General features: G+C 72.7%; 13 protein-coding genes. 9 read left to right on the top strand and 4 right to left on the bottom strand.

The window, feature by feature from the left end:
* Positions 1-60 precede the first annotated feature (60 nt).
* Positions 61-3,177 (top strand): tetratricopeptide repeat protein, encoded by a 3,117-nt coding sequence (locus CP980_RS11640; RefSeq protein ID WP_167535822.1) that lies wholly within the window; start codon positions 61-63, stop codon positions 3,175-3,177.
* 5 nt (positions 3,178-3,182) lie between these two features.
* Here the strand turns inward: CP980_RS11640 and CP980_RS11635 are convergent, their stop codons facing one another.
* The gene (locus CP980_RS11635) at positions 3,183-4,289 is read right to left on the bottom strand and encodes a ThiF family adenylyltransferase (RefSeq protein ID WP_150528119.1); all 1,107 of its coding nucleotides are present in this window, start codon (positions 4,287-4,289) and stop codon (positions 3,183-3,185) included.
* 110 nt (positions 4,290-4,399) lie between these two features.
* Between CP980_RS11635 and CP980_RS11630 the strand changes: the two genes are divergently transcribed.
* The 4 genes from CP980_RS11630 to CP980_RS11615 all read left to right on the top strand — a co-directional run bounded on the left by CP980_RS11630 (position 4,400) and on the right by CP980_RS11615 (position 8,346).
* A complete protein-coding gene (locus CP980_RS11630; RefSeq protein ID WP_132756602.1) occupies positions 4,400-5,038 on the top strand; it encodes a M48 metallopeptidase family protein in 639 nt (212 codons plus the stop codon).
* A 116-nt stretch (positions 5,039-5,154) separates the two neighbouring features.
* On the top strand, positions 5,155-6,861 hold the full coding sequence (locus tag CP980_RS11625; protein ID WP_150528118.1) for a TerD family protein: 1,707 nt from the start codon (positions 5,155-5,157) through the stop codon (positions 6,859-6,861).
* Positions 6,862-6,890: 29 nt separating this feature from the next.
* Positions 6,891-7,571, top strand: a complete 681-nt coding sequence (locus CP980_RS11620; RefSeq protein ID WP_099889582.1) for an AIM24 family protein — start codon at positions 6,891-6,893, stop codon at positions 7,569-7,571.
* Between the two features lie 19 nt (positions 7,572-7,590).
* Entirely contained in the window at positions 7,591-8,346 is a 756-nt protein-coding gene (locus CP980_RS11615; protein WP_132756605.1) for an AIM24 family protein, read from the top strand.
* A 73-nt stretch (positions 8,347-8,419) separates the two neighbouring features.
* On the opposite strand, the gene CP980_RS11610 is transcribed toward CP980_RS11615, so the two are convergent.
* Positions 8,420-8,944: an NUDIX hydrolase gene (locus CP980_RS11610; RefSeq protein ID WP_132756607.1), complete on the bottom strand. Its 525-nt coding sequence runs from the start codon at positions 8,942-8,944 to the stop codon at positions 8,420-8,422.
* On the bottom strand, positions 8,941-10,443 hold the full coding sequence (locus tag CP980_RS11605; RefSeq protein WP_132756609.1) for a zinc-dependent metalloprotease: 1,503 nt from the start codon (positions 10,441-10,443) through the stop codon (positions 8,941-8,943). The genes CP980_RS11610 and CP980_RS11605 overlap by 4 nt, the downstream gene beginning before the upstream one ends.
* Positions 10,444-10,635: 192 nt before the next feature.
* Here CP980_RS11605 and CP980_RS11600 point away from each other — a divergent pair, with 192 nt between their 5' ends.
* From CP980_RS11600 to CP980_RS11585, 4 genes are all read left to right on the top strand, one after another.
* Positions 10,636-11,790, top strand: coding sequence for an SDR family oxidoreductase (locus tag CP980_RS11600; protein ID WP_132756611.1), 1,155 nt, complete (start codon positions 10,636-10,638; stop codon positions 11,788-11,790).
* 137 nt (positions 11,791-11,927) lie between these two features.
* Positions 11,928-12,389 (top strand): molybdenum cofactor biosynthesis protein MoaE, encoded by a 462-nt coding sequence (locus tag CP980_RS11595; RefSeq protein WP_132756613.1) that lies wholly within the window; start codon positions 11,928-11,930, stop codon positions 12,387-12,389.
* A gap of 157 nt (positions 12,390-12,546) precedes the next feature.
* Complete coding sequence (locus CP980_RS11590; RefSeq protein WP_099889576.1) at positions 12,547-12,744, top strand: hypothetical protein; 198 nt, start codon at positions 12,547-12,549, stop codon at positions 12,742-12,744.
* A gap of 118 nt (positions 12,745-12,862) precedes the next feature.
* Positions 12,863-13,954, top strand: a complete 1,092-nt coding sequence (locus CP980_RS11585; protein WP_150528117.1) for a YlbL family protein — start codon at positions 12,863-12,865, stop codon at positions 13,952-13,954.
* A gap of 38 nt (positions 13,955-13,992) precedes the next feature.
* On the opposite strand, the gene CP980_RS11580 is transcribed toward CP980_RS11585, so the two are convergent.
* The gene (locus CP980_RS11580; protein WP_030153531.1) at positions 13,993-14,568 is read right to left on the bottom strand and encodes a PPA1309 family protein; all 576 of its coding nucleotides are present in this window, start codon (positions 14,566-14,568) and stop codon (positions 13,993-13,995) included.
* Between the last annotated feature and the right edge of the window lie 100 nt (positions 14,569-14,668).

The following is a 14,668-nucleotide window of genomic DNA, read 5'->3' as shown; positions in this document are numbered from 1 at the left end:
CCCGCTCCCGTGGGACAGCATGGCGGGAGAGCGGGCCGCGTGGTGGGGAAAGGGCTGTGGATGGCTGGGCGGGGGCCTTCGAGGCAGGAACTGATCCGGCGACGGCGTTCCAACACCTTCATCGGACGACAGGGCGAGGTCACCGCCTTCCGGGACGCCCTCGCGCAGTCCCCGGACGAGGCCGCGCAGTTCCTCTTCCACATCCGCGGCCCGGCCGGCGTCGGCAAGTCCACCCTGGTGCGCCAGCTGGAGACGATCGCCCGCGAAGGGCAGGCGGTCACCGCGTACGTCGACGAGTCGGTCGCCGACGTCATCGAGACGATGGAAGTCGTCAGCGCGCACTTCTCCCAGCAGGGCGTGGCGCTGAAGGGCTTCGACAAGCTGCTGGCCACCTATCGGCAGCGCCGCCACGAGGCGGACGTCGGGATGGCGGCGGCTGCCGGCGGGGCCGACGCGGCAGCCGGCAGCGCCCCGTCGCCGTCGCCATCGCCGTCCAGCCTGATCGCCTCGCAGCTGGGCCTGGTCGGGCTGGGCATGCTTCCGGGCGTGGGCGCATTCACCGGCGCGGTGGACCCGAACCACGTGGCGGCCGGCGCGGACCGGGTGAAGGCGCTCCTCAGCACCCGCCTCCGCAGCCACGGCGATGTCGAGCTGGTGATGTCCCCGCTGGACATCCTGACCCCGGTGTTTCTGGAAGAGCTCGGGGAAGTGGCCCGCAAGCATCCGTGGATCACGCTGTTCTTCGACACCTACGAGCGCACCGGACCCATGCTGGACACCTGGTTGCGGGACGTACTGGTCAGCGACCGCTACGGGGAGCTCCCGGCGAACGTGCTGGTCGTCCTGGCCGGTCAGTCGCGGCTGGCGGCCCGCTGCTGGGAGGACTGGTACGACCTGGTCACGGACTGGCCGCTGGAGGTGTTCACGGAAGCCGAGGCACGCCGGCTCCTCGCGGGGAAGGGCGTGACGGACGAGCGCGTCGTCGAGGTGATCCTCCAGCTGTCGGGACGGCTTCCGGTCCTGGTCTCCACGCTGGGCGAAGCCCAGCCGGGCAGCGTGGAGGAGATCGGGGACCCCAGTGGTACCGCCGTCGAGCGCTTCCTCAAGTGGGAGACGGATCCGGCCCGCAGGGCCGCTGCCCTGGCCTGTGCGTTCCCGCAGGAACTGGACGAGGACGTGTACCGGGCGGCCGTGGAGGAGGAGGCCGCCGAGCTGTTCGGCTGGCTGCGGTCGATGCCTTTCGTCACCGAGCGCTCCGGCCACTGCCGCTATCACGAGGTGGTCCGCGGCGCGATGCTGCGGCTCCGGCGCAGGCAGTCCCCGGCCGGCTGGGAGCGGCTGCACACTCGGCTGGCCGACGCCTTCCAAGTGCGCCGGGAGCGCCTGGAGGAGGCCGTCACCCCGGCCGACGGCTGGTGGTCGGACGAGACCTGGCGCGGACACCGCCTCCAGGAGACCTACCACCGGCTGTGCGCCGACCCGCGCGCAGCCCTTCCCGCCGCGTCGCGGGAGCTCGTCGACGCCTACGACCACGGCATCACCACTCTCCACCGCTGGGTCCAGGTCTGGATCCAGGCCGGCCGGGACACCCAGGGAACCGAACTCGCCGACTGGGGTGAGCGCCTCCGCACGGCCTTGGAGCAGCAGGATGCCGGCGTGGCCACCCTGACGCTCCTGCTGTCCCGAGGTGCCCTCGACGCCGCCGGCCAGGCCCTCGCGCTGACCCTGCGCGGCCGGGACCACCGCAATGCCGAGCGGTACCCGCAGGCCCTGACCGACTACGCGCGGGCGCTCGCCCTCGACCCCGGGACGGAGCGCGCCCACTACGGCCGGGGCCGCACCCACGAGCTCACCGAACGCTTCGAGGAGGCGATCGGGGACTACACCCGCGCCATCGAGCTCGATCCCGCCTACATCTGGAGCATCGGCAACCGCGGGGTCTGCCACCGCGCCATCGGCCAGTACGAGGAGGCGCTGGCCGACTTCGCACGTGTCCTCGATCTCGACCCGGACGCCCACTGGGCACTCACCCATCGCGGTGTGCTCCACCGCCTCACGGAGCGGTACGACGAGGCTCTCGCCGATTTCGAGCGCGCCATCGAGATCAAGCCGGACAGCGCCTGGGCCCTGGCGAACCTGGGATTCGTGCTCAACAGCACGGGCCGGCACAAAGAGGCCCTGGCCGCCCTCGACCAGGCGGTCGGCTTCTCCCCGGACTACGCCTGGGCCCGCCTGATCAGGGGCCGGAGCCACCGGGGCCTCGCCCGGTACGAGGAGGCGCTGACCGACTTCACCCGTGCCGTGGAGCTGAAGCCCGACGACCCCGTGGCGCTCGCGGGACTGGGCGAGGTCCTGCGGCTGACGGAGCGGCACCCGGAGGCCCTGGACGCGCTCGACCGGGCCCTCGAACTCAAGGCGGACTACGCCTGGGCCCTCGCCAGCCGGGGCGAGATCCACGCCGCGATGGGCGAGTACGGGCGGGCACTGGACGGCTTCGACCGGGCCATCGAGCTCAGTCGGGACTATCAGTGGGCCCTCACCCGTCGGGGACGGCTGCTCCTGCTGCTCGGCAGGCACGAGGAGGCCCTGGTCGACTACACCCGCGCTCTGGGACTCGGATCCGACGAGCCACGGGTCTTCGCCGAGCGGGGTGACGTCTTTCGCATGCTCGGCCGATTCGAGGAGGCTCTGAGCGACTACGACCGCGCCGATGAGCTCCGGCCCGGCAGCTTCATGACATCGGTCCGCCGCGGGGTCGTGCGGCGGCTGCTCGGCCGGTACGAGGAGGCTCTGGCCGAGCTCACCCGCGCGATCGCACTCGAACCCGACGACACCTGGGCGCACTACGAGACGGCGGTGGTGCTGCATGCGCTCCACCGACCGGATCGGGACCGGCACCTGGCCCGCGTCGTCGACATCGTGGGCCCGGGGAGCCCGGACGCCCCGCCCCGATCCGCCGCGGACATCGGCAATCTCCTCCTCACCCAGTGCCTCCGGCTCCGCTGGGCCGAGGCCCGGCAGTACCTCGCGGACTTTCTGGACGGAGACCCGACCAGAGGCACGGTGCACGAACTGCTCATGGCCCTGCGCAGCCTGACGCCGGTGATCGCGTCGGCCGAGCCCCGGATCGAGGAGTTGTGCCGCGCGGTGCAGGAGCGGCTCGGCCCGCCCTCGTGAGAGCCTCATGACGTCACCGCCGGCTCCGCCGGGACCCGGGCCGCCGCGCACGGGCAGTCGGGATGGGGGCGCACCGGGCTCCGCTCCCAGTGGAGGCCCGGGAGGGCGGCCTCCCAGCGGGAGGCCGTGGACGCGGGCAGCTCCCCGTCGAGGAAGGACAGGGCGTGGGCGGCCGCGAGACCCGCCACCGCCGTGGCCAGTCCCACATCGCAGGCTGCGGTGGTCCGGCGGCGGTGCGCCGAGCGCCATTGCACCAGCATCCGGGGCCACGCCGGATCCGCCTCGACCCGGTCGCGTTCCATACACCCCGCGCACGCCGTGGCCCCCGGCAGCACCAGTGGCCCCACCAGCCCGGTGCCCTCCAGCACCCCGGCGTACAGATGGGGGGTTCCGGCGGCGACCCAGTCGGCCGCGGTGCCCGGATCCGGGGCCCAGGCCTGCAGGCCGTCCCGGGGCGCGACCACCACCAGGGACACCCCCGGCCCGGGCCCCTCCCGCTCCGCCGCCCGCGGTGGGCGCCCCGGGGCCGATGCGCGCACCAGCCCCGCCGCGGCCTCCGCCCGCAGCCGGCCCACGCTGTCGGGGCCCAGCCCGCCCGGCGCCACGTCGCCCGGCTCCACCCGGCCCCCGTCGAGCACCTCCACCCGGCCCACGCCGGCCGCCGCCAGGACCCCGGCGATCACCCCGCCCACCCGGCCGCTCCCGCGCACCTGGACCCGTATGGCCCGCCGGGCCACGACACCCCGTAGATCACCGCCCGGCTCGCGGTGCACCAGTGACAGCGAGCCCAGATCGGGCCCGAGCCGCTCCAGGACCTCCGGCTGCTCGCGCAGGGCCTGGGCCCGCGGGCCGCCGGCCGTGGCGTCGTCCAGCAGCCCGGCCGCCGCCAGCCGCCGGACCAGCGCCTCCACCTGCCCCTCCGCGAGCCCCACCCGCACCGCCTCCGCGCGCAGCAGCTCCATGCCCCGCGTCCCGTCGATCCGGTCGATCAGCGATCCCGTCGCCGTGTCCACCGGCCCGAGCGCCACCGCGTGCGCGGGCGTCACCCCGAACTGCACCGTCTGCAGATCCCGCCAGGCCCTCGCCAGCGCCGGCTTCACCTTCGGATACATGGCCTTCCCCCTCCTGCGAACCCCGCCTCGTTCCCGTCCCCAGCAGAGTGCCCGCCCGCCGCGTTCCGTGCGTCCCTTTGTCCACAGGCACGCCCTATAAGGCATATGAGATGAAGAAAGGGGGTGCTTCCTGTGCTGCCTTCGAACCGATCGCGTCCGAACCGGGGAGCGGGGGGACTTCGGCCAGGCGAGCGGGTACGGTCTTGGGCGTGTCCGCCGACCCACAGCAGCGCGCCGTCGAAGTCCGCCGGAGCGCGCGCCGCCGCAGGACCGTATCCGCCTACCGCGAGGGTGACCGTACGGTCGTCCTCATCCCTGCCCGGATGTCCGAGGCCGAGGAGCGGCGCTGGGTGGGGGTCATGCTCGACAAGCTGGCCGCCCAGGAGAGCAAGCGCACCCTCGGGGACGCGGAACTCACCGAGCGCGCCGAGCGTCTGTCCGAGCAGTACTTCGGCGCCCGCGCCCGTCCCCGCTCGGTGCGCTGGGTCACGAACCAGAACACCCGCTGGGGCTCCTGCACCCCGGCCGAGGGCAGCATCCGGCTCTCCCACCGCCTCCAGGGCATGCCCGAGTACGTCGTCGACTACGTGCTGCTGCACGAGCTGGCCCACCTCCTCGTGCCCGGCCACGGTCCCCGCTTCTGGGAACTGCTGGAGGCCTACCCGCGCACCGAGCGGGCCCGCGGCTACCTGGAGGGAGTGGTCGCCGCCGAGCGCCTCCCCAAGGTCCCGGCGGCCCGCGGGGAGTGACCCGCGCCGGCGTCTCGGTATGTACCGGGTCGGTACCGACTTGGCCGGATGTCGGCGGATGCGGCTAGCCTGAGCGCCACGCAATTCACTGTCGGGATGGGGGACGGTCGTTACGTATGGCCAGGGAATTCCAACGCGGTCACAAGGCCAGGATCAGCGATCTGACGGCAGGCACGGATCTGTACGTGGGCGTGCAGATCGCCGGCCCCGGACTCGCCTTCGACATCAGCTGCTTCGGCCTTGACGCCAACGAGCAGCTGTCGGACGACCGGTACTTCGTCTTCTACAACCAGCCGAAGTCGCCGGAGGAGTCGATCCAGCAGCTCGGCGCGCAGGCGGGCGACACCGAGTCCTTCCGGGTGACGCTGGACCGCGTCCCGGCGAGCATCCACAAGCTGTCCTTCACGGCCACCATCGACGGCGACGGACAGATGTCGCAGATCGGACCGGGCTACATCCGGATCGTGGCCGGCGGCGAGGAAGTCGTCCGGTACTCCTTCACGGGCGCGGAGTTCAGCACCGAGCGCGCCGTCATGCTCGGCGACTTCTACCTCAAGGACGTGTGGCGCTTCGCCGCGGTCGGCCAGGGCTTCGACGGCGGGCTCGCCGCGCTGCTGAAGAACTTCGGCGGCGAGGTCGCCGACGAGGACGAGCAGCAGGCCCCGCAGCAGCCGCAGGCCGCCGCCCCGGCCCAGGCCGGCGCCGCGCCGGGATTCGCCCCGCCGCCGCAGACCGCCGCCCCGGCGCCGTCCTTCGGCGCCCCGGTCCAGGCCCCGCAAGCCCCGCAGGCTCCCCAGGCCCCGTACGTCCCGCAGCCCGCGCCCGCCCCGGCCCCCGCGCCCGCCCCGCAGTACCAGCAGCCGGCCCCGCCGGCCCCCGTGCACTCGGCCCCGACCATGGTCGGCCCGATCACCACCCCGCCGGCCCCCGCGCCGTACGGCCGGCCGCCGCACGCCCCGCAGCCGCCCGGCCCGCCCGGCGCGCCCCCGTACGGCCAGCAGCCGCAGCCCTCGTACGGCCAGATGCCCGGCTACGGCGGCCAGGTCCCGCCCCCGGCCCCCGCGACCTACGGCCAGGTCCCCGGCCAGCAGCCGCCCCCGTACGGCCAGCAGATGCCCGGTCAGCAGCCCGGCTACGGCCACGGCGCCCCGCAGGCCGCCGGCGCCGGCCTCGCCGCCGCCCTCCAGCCGTACAAGGAAGTCCCCACCGGCACCCGCTGGACCGCGCAGAACCAGCAGCTGATGCGGGTGGACCTCTCGATGGGCGGCCAGCCCGTCCTCGCCCGCCAGGGCAGCATGGTCCTCTACCAGGGCAAGGTCGACTTCAGCTACAAGGGCGCCGGCTTCGCCGGCCGCATCGTCGGCAACGCCACCGGCCAGGAGATGCAGCTGATGCGCTGCAGCGGCCGCGGCCAGGTCTTCCTCGCCGAGAACGGCGCCCACCTGCACGCCATCGAGCTCCAGGGCGACGGGATCTGCGTCTCCGCCGAAAGCGTCCTCGCCTTCGACGAGTCCCTCCAGCACGAGGTCCGCCGCATCGAGGGCCACGGCATCCCCGGCGGCGCCCTGTTCACGATGCTGTTCCAGGGCTCCGGCACGGTGATCGTCAAGACGCACGGAACGCCCGTCGTCCTGCCCGTCACCCCGACCACCTTCGCCGACAGCAACGCCATCGTCGCGTGGTCGGCGGCCTCCCAGGTGATCGTCTCCAGCCAGGTCCGGCTGCGGCGCAACGCCTACCCCGGCCACAGCGGGGAGACCGTGAACCTCCAGTTCCGCGGCGCTCCCGGCAACTTCATCGTCGTCCAGCCGTACGAGGTCTGAGGGAGCCCCACATGAATGCCATGAACGCAATGAACCAGCAGCTCGCGGGCTACGCCCCCACCCCCGTCACGGCCCGCATGGAGAACCACGGCAGGGCCATGCTCAAGGTCGCCATGCAGAGCGGCCAGGACCTCTTCGCGCGCACCGGGTCGATGGTCGCCTACGAGGGCTTCGTCCAGTACGAGCCCAACCCGCCGGCCCTGCGCCAGATGGCCTCCCAGTGGCTCACCGGCGAGGGCGCCCCGCTGATGAAGGCCACCGGCGACGGCCTGCTCTACCTCGCCGACTACGGCGCGGACGTCGTCGTCATCAACCTCAACAACGACGCGCTCTCGGTCAACGGCACCAACCTGCTCGCCTTCGACGCCCACCTCCAGTGGGGCGTCGAACGGGTCAAGGGCATGGCGAAGTTCGCCGGCCAGGGCCTGTTCAACGTGCAGATCGCGGGCACCGGCTGGGTCGCCATCACCTCCCGCGGCACCCCGATCGTGGTCGACTGCGGCCGCGGCGAGGACGAGACGTACGTCGACCCCGACGCGCTCGTCGCCTGGTCCCCGAACCTCAAGGTGAAGGGCAAGCGCAGCTTCAAGGCCTCGTCGATGATCGGCCGGGGCAGCGGGGAGGCCTACCAGATGGCCTTCTCCGGCCAGGGCATCGTCGTCGTACAGCCCAGCGAGGACAGCACCGACCGGCTCCGGACCCGGGGCTGAGGGGGAGCGGACACACATCATGCAGAGCTCACTTTTCGGCCACGCCGAGCAGCAGTCCCAGGAGCGGTACGCCGTCCAGAACCCGCAGCTGCTGCGGGTCACCCTGGCCGGCTCCGACGACGTCCTCGCCCGCAAGGGCGCCATGGTCGCCTACCAGGGGATCGTCGACTTCGACGGCGAGTACCAGAGCACCACGCAGCGCACCGCCCGCGCCCGCACCGGCGAGGGCCTCGACCTGATGCGCTGCTCCGGGCAGGGCACGGTCTACTTCGCCAACCTCGCCCAGTACGTGCACGTCGTGGACGTGGACCAGGACGGCCTCACCGTCGACAGCAGCTACGTACTGGCCATGGACTCCACCCTGCACACCGAGGCCATCGCGGTCGACAGCCAGTACGGCATCTCCGGCTCCGGCAAGTACCAGCTCAACATCACCGGCCGCGGCAAGGTCGCTCTGATGACCTCCGGGCAGCCGCTGATGATGCAGGTCACGCCGGACAAGTACGTCAACGCCGACGCGGACGCGATCGTCGCCTGGTCCACCTCGCTGCGGGTGCAGATGCAGGCCCAGACGCACTCCACCGGCGTCTGGCGGCGGCGCGGCAACACCGGCGAGGGCTGGGAGCTCAGCTTCCTCGGCACCGGCTTCGCGCTGGTGCAGCCGAGCGAGGTGCTGCCGCCGCAGAACGCCCAGCTGGGCCAGGGAATGGCCGCGCAGTACGGGATGGGCCAGCACGGGGTCCACGCCCAGAACCAGAACAACGCCTGGAACTAGCGCGCCCGGAAGCACGCGGAAGGGGCGGCTCCGCAGGATGCGGGGCCGCCCCTTCCGGGCTGTGCGGCGGGTGTCATAGCCGCGCCAGGGTCGCCTCCACCAGCCGTACGACCGAGGTGTCGGCCGCCGCCGCCACCTCCTCGTACGGGAACCAGCGCAGGTCCAGCGACTCCTCGCTGATCTCCGCCACCGCGTCGGCCGGGGCCAGCGCCGCGTACTGCACGTCCAGGTGCCAGTTGCACGGCGCCGGGATCGGGTGCCGGTCCAGCCGTACGGGGCCGCCCGGGAGCAGGGTCAGCCCGGAGGCGATGCCCGACTCCTCGACGGCTTCGCGCAGCGCGGCACCCGCCAGGGTGGTGTCCTCGGGCTCGCAGTGACCGCCCATCTGGAGCCAGATGCCGAGCTTCTTGTGCAGGGTCAGCAGGACGCGCCCGCCCGCCGGGTCGATGACCAGGGCGCTGCCGGTGAGGTGCCCGGCCTGGCAGGGCTTGTACATCCCGTCCGGGTGGGCGGCCAGGTGCTCCAGGTAGAGGTCGCGCAGCTCGGGCTGGTCCTCGTACCGCTTGAGGACCAGCAGCGCGTCGTCGTACAGGCTCACTTCTTCGTTTCACCCTCGCCGTCGGAGTCGGAGTCGGAGTCGGAGTCGGAGTCGGAGTCGGCGGCGGACGCCGGATCCGGGCCGTCCTGCGGGCCCTGCCCGCCCTGTCCGCCCTGGTCGCGCTTCTGCGCCGCCTCGCCGAGCATCTTGTCGATCTCGGAGAAGTCCAGCTGCTCGCGGTGCACGAACCCGTCCGGGTCGTCCAGGTCGGAGGCGGTCGGCAGCATGTCCGGGTGCTCCCACAGCCCGTCGCGGCCGTCCACGCCGCGCGCGTCGGTCAGCGAGGCCCACAGCCGCGAGGCGTCCCGCAGCCGGCGCGGGCGCAGCTCCAGCCCGACCAGCGTCGCGAAGGTCTGCTCGCCCGGGCCGCCCGAGGCGCGCCGCCGGCGCATGGTCTCGCGCATGGCGTCCGCCGAGGAGAGCCGGGGCTTGGCCGCCTCGTGCACGACCGCGTCCACCCAGCCCTCGACCAGCGCGAGCGCCGTCTCCAGACGGGCCAGGGCGGCCTTTTGCTCGGGGGTGTCCTGCGGCTGGAACATGCCGCCCTGCAGGGCCTCCTGCAACTGCTCCGGGTTCGTCGGGTCGAGCTGGCCGACCACGTCCTCCAGCTTCGAGGTGTCGACCTTGATGCCGCGCGCGTACCCCTCGACGGCGCCGAACAGGTGCGAGCGCAGCCACGGCACGTGCGCGAAGAGCCGGGCGTGGGCCGCCTCGCGCAGGGCCAGGTACAGCCGCACCTCCTCGGCGGGGACGCTCAGGTCCTTGCCGAAGGCCTCGATGTTCAGCGGCAGCAGCGCGGCCTTGCCCGCCGGGCCCAGCGGCAGCCCGATGTCGGTGGAGCCGACGACCTCGCCCGCGAGGGTGCCCACGGCCTGGCCGATCTGCTGGCCGAACATGGCGCCGCCCATCGAGCGCATCATGCCGAGCAGCGGGCCCGCCATGGCCTGCATCTCCTCGGGCAGCACGCCGCCCATGGCCGCGCCGACGCGCTCGGCGACCGGGTCCACGAGCTCCTTCCACACCGGGAGGGTGGCCTCGACCCACTCGGCGCGGCTCCAGGCGACGGCCGTGGGGGCGCCCGAGGGCAGCGAGGTCACCCCGTCCAGCCAGTGGTCGGCGAGGCGTACGGCCTCCTCGACGGCGGACTTCTCGGCGGCCCCGACGCTGGCGTCCTTGACCCCGTCCGCCGTGCCCTGGGCCACGGTCTGGCGCGCGATGTCCTTGGCCATGTCCCAGTTCACGGCACCGCCCTCGTAGCTCAGCATCTGGCCGAGCTGCTGGAAGGCCGCACCCAGGTCGTTCGGGTTCATCGCGCCGAACATCGCCGCGAACGGGTTGTCCGCGCCGCCGGGGCCGCCGGCTCCGCCCGGCAGGCCCATGCCGGGGAACCCGAACGGATTCGGGCCGCCCTGACCGCCCTGATTGCCCTTCTTCTTGCCTTCGTCGCCGTTCTCCGGCTCCTCCGGCGGAAGGCCGAATCCGAATGGGGTGTCGCTCACGGGTTTCCTCGGCTCGTAGGGCCGCCGGCGGGGGCCGACGGGAAATGGTCCGACAACACCACCCAGCGTAGACACCGGACCCGCTTGCGGGCTCGGTGCTCCGCCGACTCCTGGGCTGCGGCAGGATGGACATCACCTGGTAGGTACGCGTCACGGCGCGTCCCTACTGAAGACAACCGCTGGAGACGCCTGGTGAGTTCCCCAGATCCACAGGTTCGCGCGCCCCACGACGCCGAAAACCGCCCTGAGCACGGAGAGAGCCCGCACGGCGTTCGCCGGCCGCGAAACCAGGGAGCGCGAGGCCCCGTGATCGCGGTGACCGGCGCCGCCTCCGGGGTCGGGGCGGCCTTGGTGGCCCGCCTGGCCGCATCCGACGAGGTCAAGCAGGTCGTGGCGATCGACGAGCGGCGCGGCGAGTGCGCTGCCGCGCAGTGGCACGTCCTGGACGTACGGGACCCCGCGATCGCCGACAGACTGCGCGGGGCCGACGTGGTCGTCCACCTGGCGCTCGACCTCGACCTGGAGACGGATCCGGCGGCCCGTACCGCGTACAACGTACGCGGGACCCAGACCGTGCTGACGGCGGCCGCCGCGGCCGGGGTGCACCGGGTCGTGCTGTGCACGTCCGCGATGGTCTACGGGGCGCTGCCGGACAACGACATCCCGCTGTCGGAGGACTCCGAGCTGCGGGCCACGGCCGAGGCGACGGGCGTCGGCGACCTGCTGGAGATCGAGCGGTTGGGCCGGCGGGCCCCGCGCGCCCACCCGGGCCTGAACGTGACGGTGGTGCGCCCCGCGGTCCTGGTGGGCGGTACGGACACGGCGCTGACCCGGTACTTCGAGTCCCCGCGCCTGCTGGTGGTGGCCGGATCCCGGCCGACCTGGCAGTTCTGCCACGTGGAGGACCTGGTCAGCGCGCTGGAGTACGCCGCCCTGGAGAAGGTCGAGGGCGAGCTCGCGGTGGGCTGCGAGGGCTGGCTGGAGCAGGAGGAGGTCGAGGAGCTGAGCGGCATCCGCCGCATGGAGCTCCCCTCGGCGGTGGCGCTCGGCGCGGCCGCGCGGCTGCACCGGATCGGCCTGACGCCGTCCCCGGCGGGCGACCTCGCGTACACGATGCATCCGTGGGTGGTCAGCGTCAGCGGGCTGCACGCGGCGGGCTGGCGGCCGCGCTGGACCAACGAGGAGGTGCTGGCCGAGCTCCTCCAGGAGGTCGCCGGCCGGCACACGGTCGCCGGGCGCCGGCTGGGCCGCAAGGACGCCACCGCCGCGGGCGCGGCCGGCGCCACCGTCGCCCTCCTCGGCGCCGCGGCGGTGGTCCGCGCGGCCCGCCGCCGCCGCGGTCTCTGACCCGCTGGCCTCCCGGTGGCCGCCCCGACGGGCGGCCACCGGGAGGCCGGTCCTGTAGGAGGCTCCATACGCGTGGGTCGTACAGCCGGTCGAATCGGCTATACCGCGATGTGAGACCCGTGGTGCACGATGGCTGCATGGCACCGCACTTCGACCACCCCGGCGAGCAGGCCGCTCCGGACCCGATCCGGCTGCTCGACATCCGCGAGACCCCGCTCTCGATAGACGAGGTCTTCCAGGCCGTCGGCGACGACGCCACGGGCGGCACCACGCTCTTCGTCGGCACGGTGCGCAACCACGACGGCGGGGCCGACGTCGACGCGCTCGGCTACTCCTGCCACCCGACGGCGGAGGCCGAGATGCGCCGCGTCGCCGAGCGGGTGATCGCCAAGTACCCGGTCCGTGCCCTGGCGGCGGTCCACCGCATCGGCGACCTGTCCGTCGGGGACCTCGCGGTGGTCGTCGCCGTCTCCTGCCCGCACCGCGGCGAGGCCTTCGAAGCCTGCCGGATGCTGATCGACGACCTGAAGCACGAGGTCCCGATCTGGAAGCACCAGACGTTCTCGGACGGCACGGAGGAGTGGGTCGGGGCCTGCTGAGGGCGGCGGCGACCCCCGCGCGCGAGGTGGGTGGGGCGAACGGGTACTGTCCCACCCGTTCGGCCGCGCAACACGCCCTCGATTTGCGTAACCCCCTCCCGGGCACGAGCGTTGAAGCCACCAACGACACGTACTTTCGGGGCAGGGAGGCACGTCCATGGCGTCATTGGCGTGGTTGCTGATTCCGCTGTTCGCCGCCGTCGGCGCGGCGATATGGGGCAGCTGGGCGGCTCGCGACCGCACTCAAGGTGACATATCCGAACTCGCGGGATACGCGAGGTTCCGTGAAGCCATGGACAAGGCCGATCAGGCCAGGACGAAGGCAGCGGCCCATTCCGGTTCCGACGCGGTGTGACGCGTCCCGGGCGGAGGCCCCCCGAGCGCCCTGAGAATCCGCTGAGAGTTCCGCGTACGGTGCCCGTACGGACCGGCCCCGGCGGCCGCCCGTCAGGGCCGTCCCGTACTGTCGATCCATGCCACGCCGCACTGCGACGATGCTCGCCTCCACCCTCATGCTGTTCGCGCTGCTCTGCGCAGGGGTGTTCATCAAGGTCCCGTACTCGGAAATGAGCCCGGGCCCCACGGTGAACACGCTCGGCGATTCGCGCGGCGAGCCCGTCATCAGCATCGCGGACCACAAGACGTACCCGGCGAGTGGGCACCTCAACATGACGACGGTCCGCGTCACCGGCGCCGACTACGACATGAACCTGCTGGAAGCCGTCTACGGCTGGCTGTCCGACGACAACATCGTCGTCCCGCACGAGAACCTCTACCCGGACGGGAAGACGGAGGAGCAGTCCACCCAGGAGAACGCGGAGGAGTTCAGCCAGTCGCAGGAGAGCGCCAAGGTGGCCGCCCTCAAGCAGCTGGGGACGCCGGGCGTCACCACCCGCGTCGTGGTCTCCACCGTGGTCAAGGGCAGCCCCGCCGAGGGCAAGCTGCACGCCGGTGACGTGATCCGGGCGGTCGACGGCAGTCCCGTGAACGCCCCGGAGGACGTGGCCAAGCTGGTCACCAAGCGCAAGGCCGGCGAGCAGGTCGAGTTCACCATCGTGCCCGCCGCCGAGGCGGCCGAGGCCGAGAAGGCGCACCGCGAGCCCACCGGCTCGTCCAAGGTCGTGCTCACCACCGCCAAGGCGGAGGGCGACGGGCACGCCATCGTCGGCATCCGGGCGGGCACCGACCACACCTTCCCGTTCAACATCGACATCAAGCTGGCCGACGTCGGCGGCCCGAGCGCCGGGCTGATGTTCGCGCTCGGCATCGTCGACAAGCTCACCCCGGGCGATCTGACCGGCGGCAAGTTCGTCGCCGGCACCGGCACCATCGACGACACGGGCAAGGTCGGCCCCATCGGCGGCATCCAGATGAAGACGATCGGCGCCCGCCAGGCCGGCGCCGAGTACTTCCTGACGCCCGCCGAGAACTGCGGCTCCGCCTCCGAGCACGTCCCCGACGGCCTGACCCTCGTGAAGGTCTCCACCATCGACGACGCCGCGAAGGCGCTGGAGAAGATCCGCAAGGGGGACAAGGCCGGGCTGCCGCAGTGCGGCAAGCCCTGACGGATCCGCCGCCCCGCCGACCGGGCCACCCGCCCCGGTCAGTCCAGGAACGTCGCGGCCAGTGCCTCGGCCAGCCCCGGGACCAGGCTCGCGCCGGTCAGCACCTCGGTCGACGAGTCCTTCTCGCGCAGCCGCACCGCGGACTCCCGCGAGCCGTCGCGCAGCACGCCCACCGTCAGGCGCACCTCCTGCCGGTCCGGGTGCGCGGCGACCCACTTGGCCAGCTGCTTGTCGCTGAGCCCCTCCGGTACGGAGGCCTCCGCGGACGGCGGCAGCATCAGCCGCTCCACCGTCAGCGCGCAGCCCACGATCGACGGGGGCCAGGCGATGGTTCCCAGGAACTTGTCCAGCGGGGTGCCCTTCGGCACCTCGTCCTGCTCGATCGGGGTCAGCTGGCTCTTGCCCGCGTCGTCCTGGTCGAGGCCGAGCTGGCCCGCGAGCCGCGGCTCGGACTTGCGCAGCCTGGCGGTGTCGACGAGGGCGAAGAGCCGGGCGGGCTTGTCCCAGCCGAGGGAGGAGGCGTACTCGTCGATCTCTAGGACGGCACGCGTCAGGGGGGTGGCGGCCATCGGCGTGCCGCCCGGGGAAGGCGAAAGGTTGGACATGGACAACATCCTGCCTCCTTTCCGCCCGATACCGGGAACTGACTAAAGCCTCAGTAAGTTGCATGAGTGGGCCCTACCATCGGCCCAGCTTTTGAAATGTTCCGCAACG

The organism is Streptomyces vinaceus (genome assembly GCF_008704935.1).
In the GTDB taxonomy this organism is placed as follows: Bacteria; Actinomycetota; Actinomycetes; order Streptomycetales; family Streptomycetaceae; genus Streptomyces; species Streptomyces vinaceus.
The sequence above is the reverse complement of the archived record's forward strand: the minus strand, read 5'-3'. Positions and strand labels throughout refer to the sequence as shown.

Coding starts and splice junctions, on each gene's coding strand:
- CP980_RS11630 (WP_132756602.1), top strand. CDS start 4,400: ATGAAGAAAGGGGGTGCTTCCTGTGCTGCCTTCGAACCGATCGCGTCC.
- CP980_RS11615 (WP_132756605.1), top strand. CDS start 7,591: ATGCAGAGCTCACTTTTCGGCCACGCCGAGCAGCAGTCCCAGGAGCGG.
- CP980_RS11595 (WP_132756613.1), top strand. CDS start 11,928: ATGGCACCGCACTTCGACCACCCCGGCGAGCAGGCCGCTCCGGACCCG.
- CP980_RS11580 (WP_030153531.1), bottom strand. CDS start 14,568: ATGTTGTCCATGTCCAACCTTTCGCCTTCCCCGGGCGGCACGCCGATG.
- CP980_RS11620 (WP_099889582.1), top strand. CDS start 6,891: ATGAACCAGCAGCTCGCGGGCTACGCCCCCACCCCCGTCACGGCCCGC.
- CP980_RS11590 (WP_099889576.1), top strand. CDS start 12,547: ATGGCGTCATTGGCGTGGTTGCTGATTCCGCTGTTCGCCGCCGTCGGC.
- CP980_RS11585 (WP_150528117.1), top strand. CDS start 12,863: ATGCCACGCCGCACTGCGACGATGCTCGCCTCCACCCTCATGCTGTTC.
- CP980_RS11625 (WP_150528118.1), top strand. CDS start 5,155: ATGGCCAGGGAATTCCAACGCGGTCACAAGGCCAGGATCAGCGATCTG.
- CP980_RS11635 (WP_150528119.1), bottom strand. CDS start 4,289: ATGTATCCGAAGGTGAAGCCGGCGCTGGCGAGGGCCTGGCGGGATCTG.
- CP980_RS11640 (WP_167535822.1), top strand. CDS start 61: ATGGCTGGGCGGGGGCCTTCGAGGCAGGAACTGATCCGGCGACGGCGT.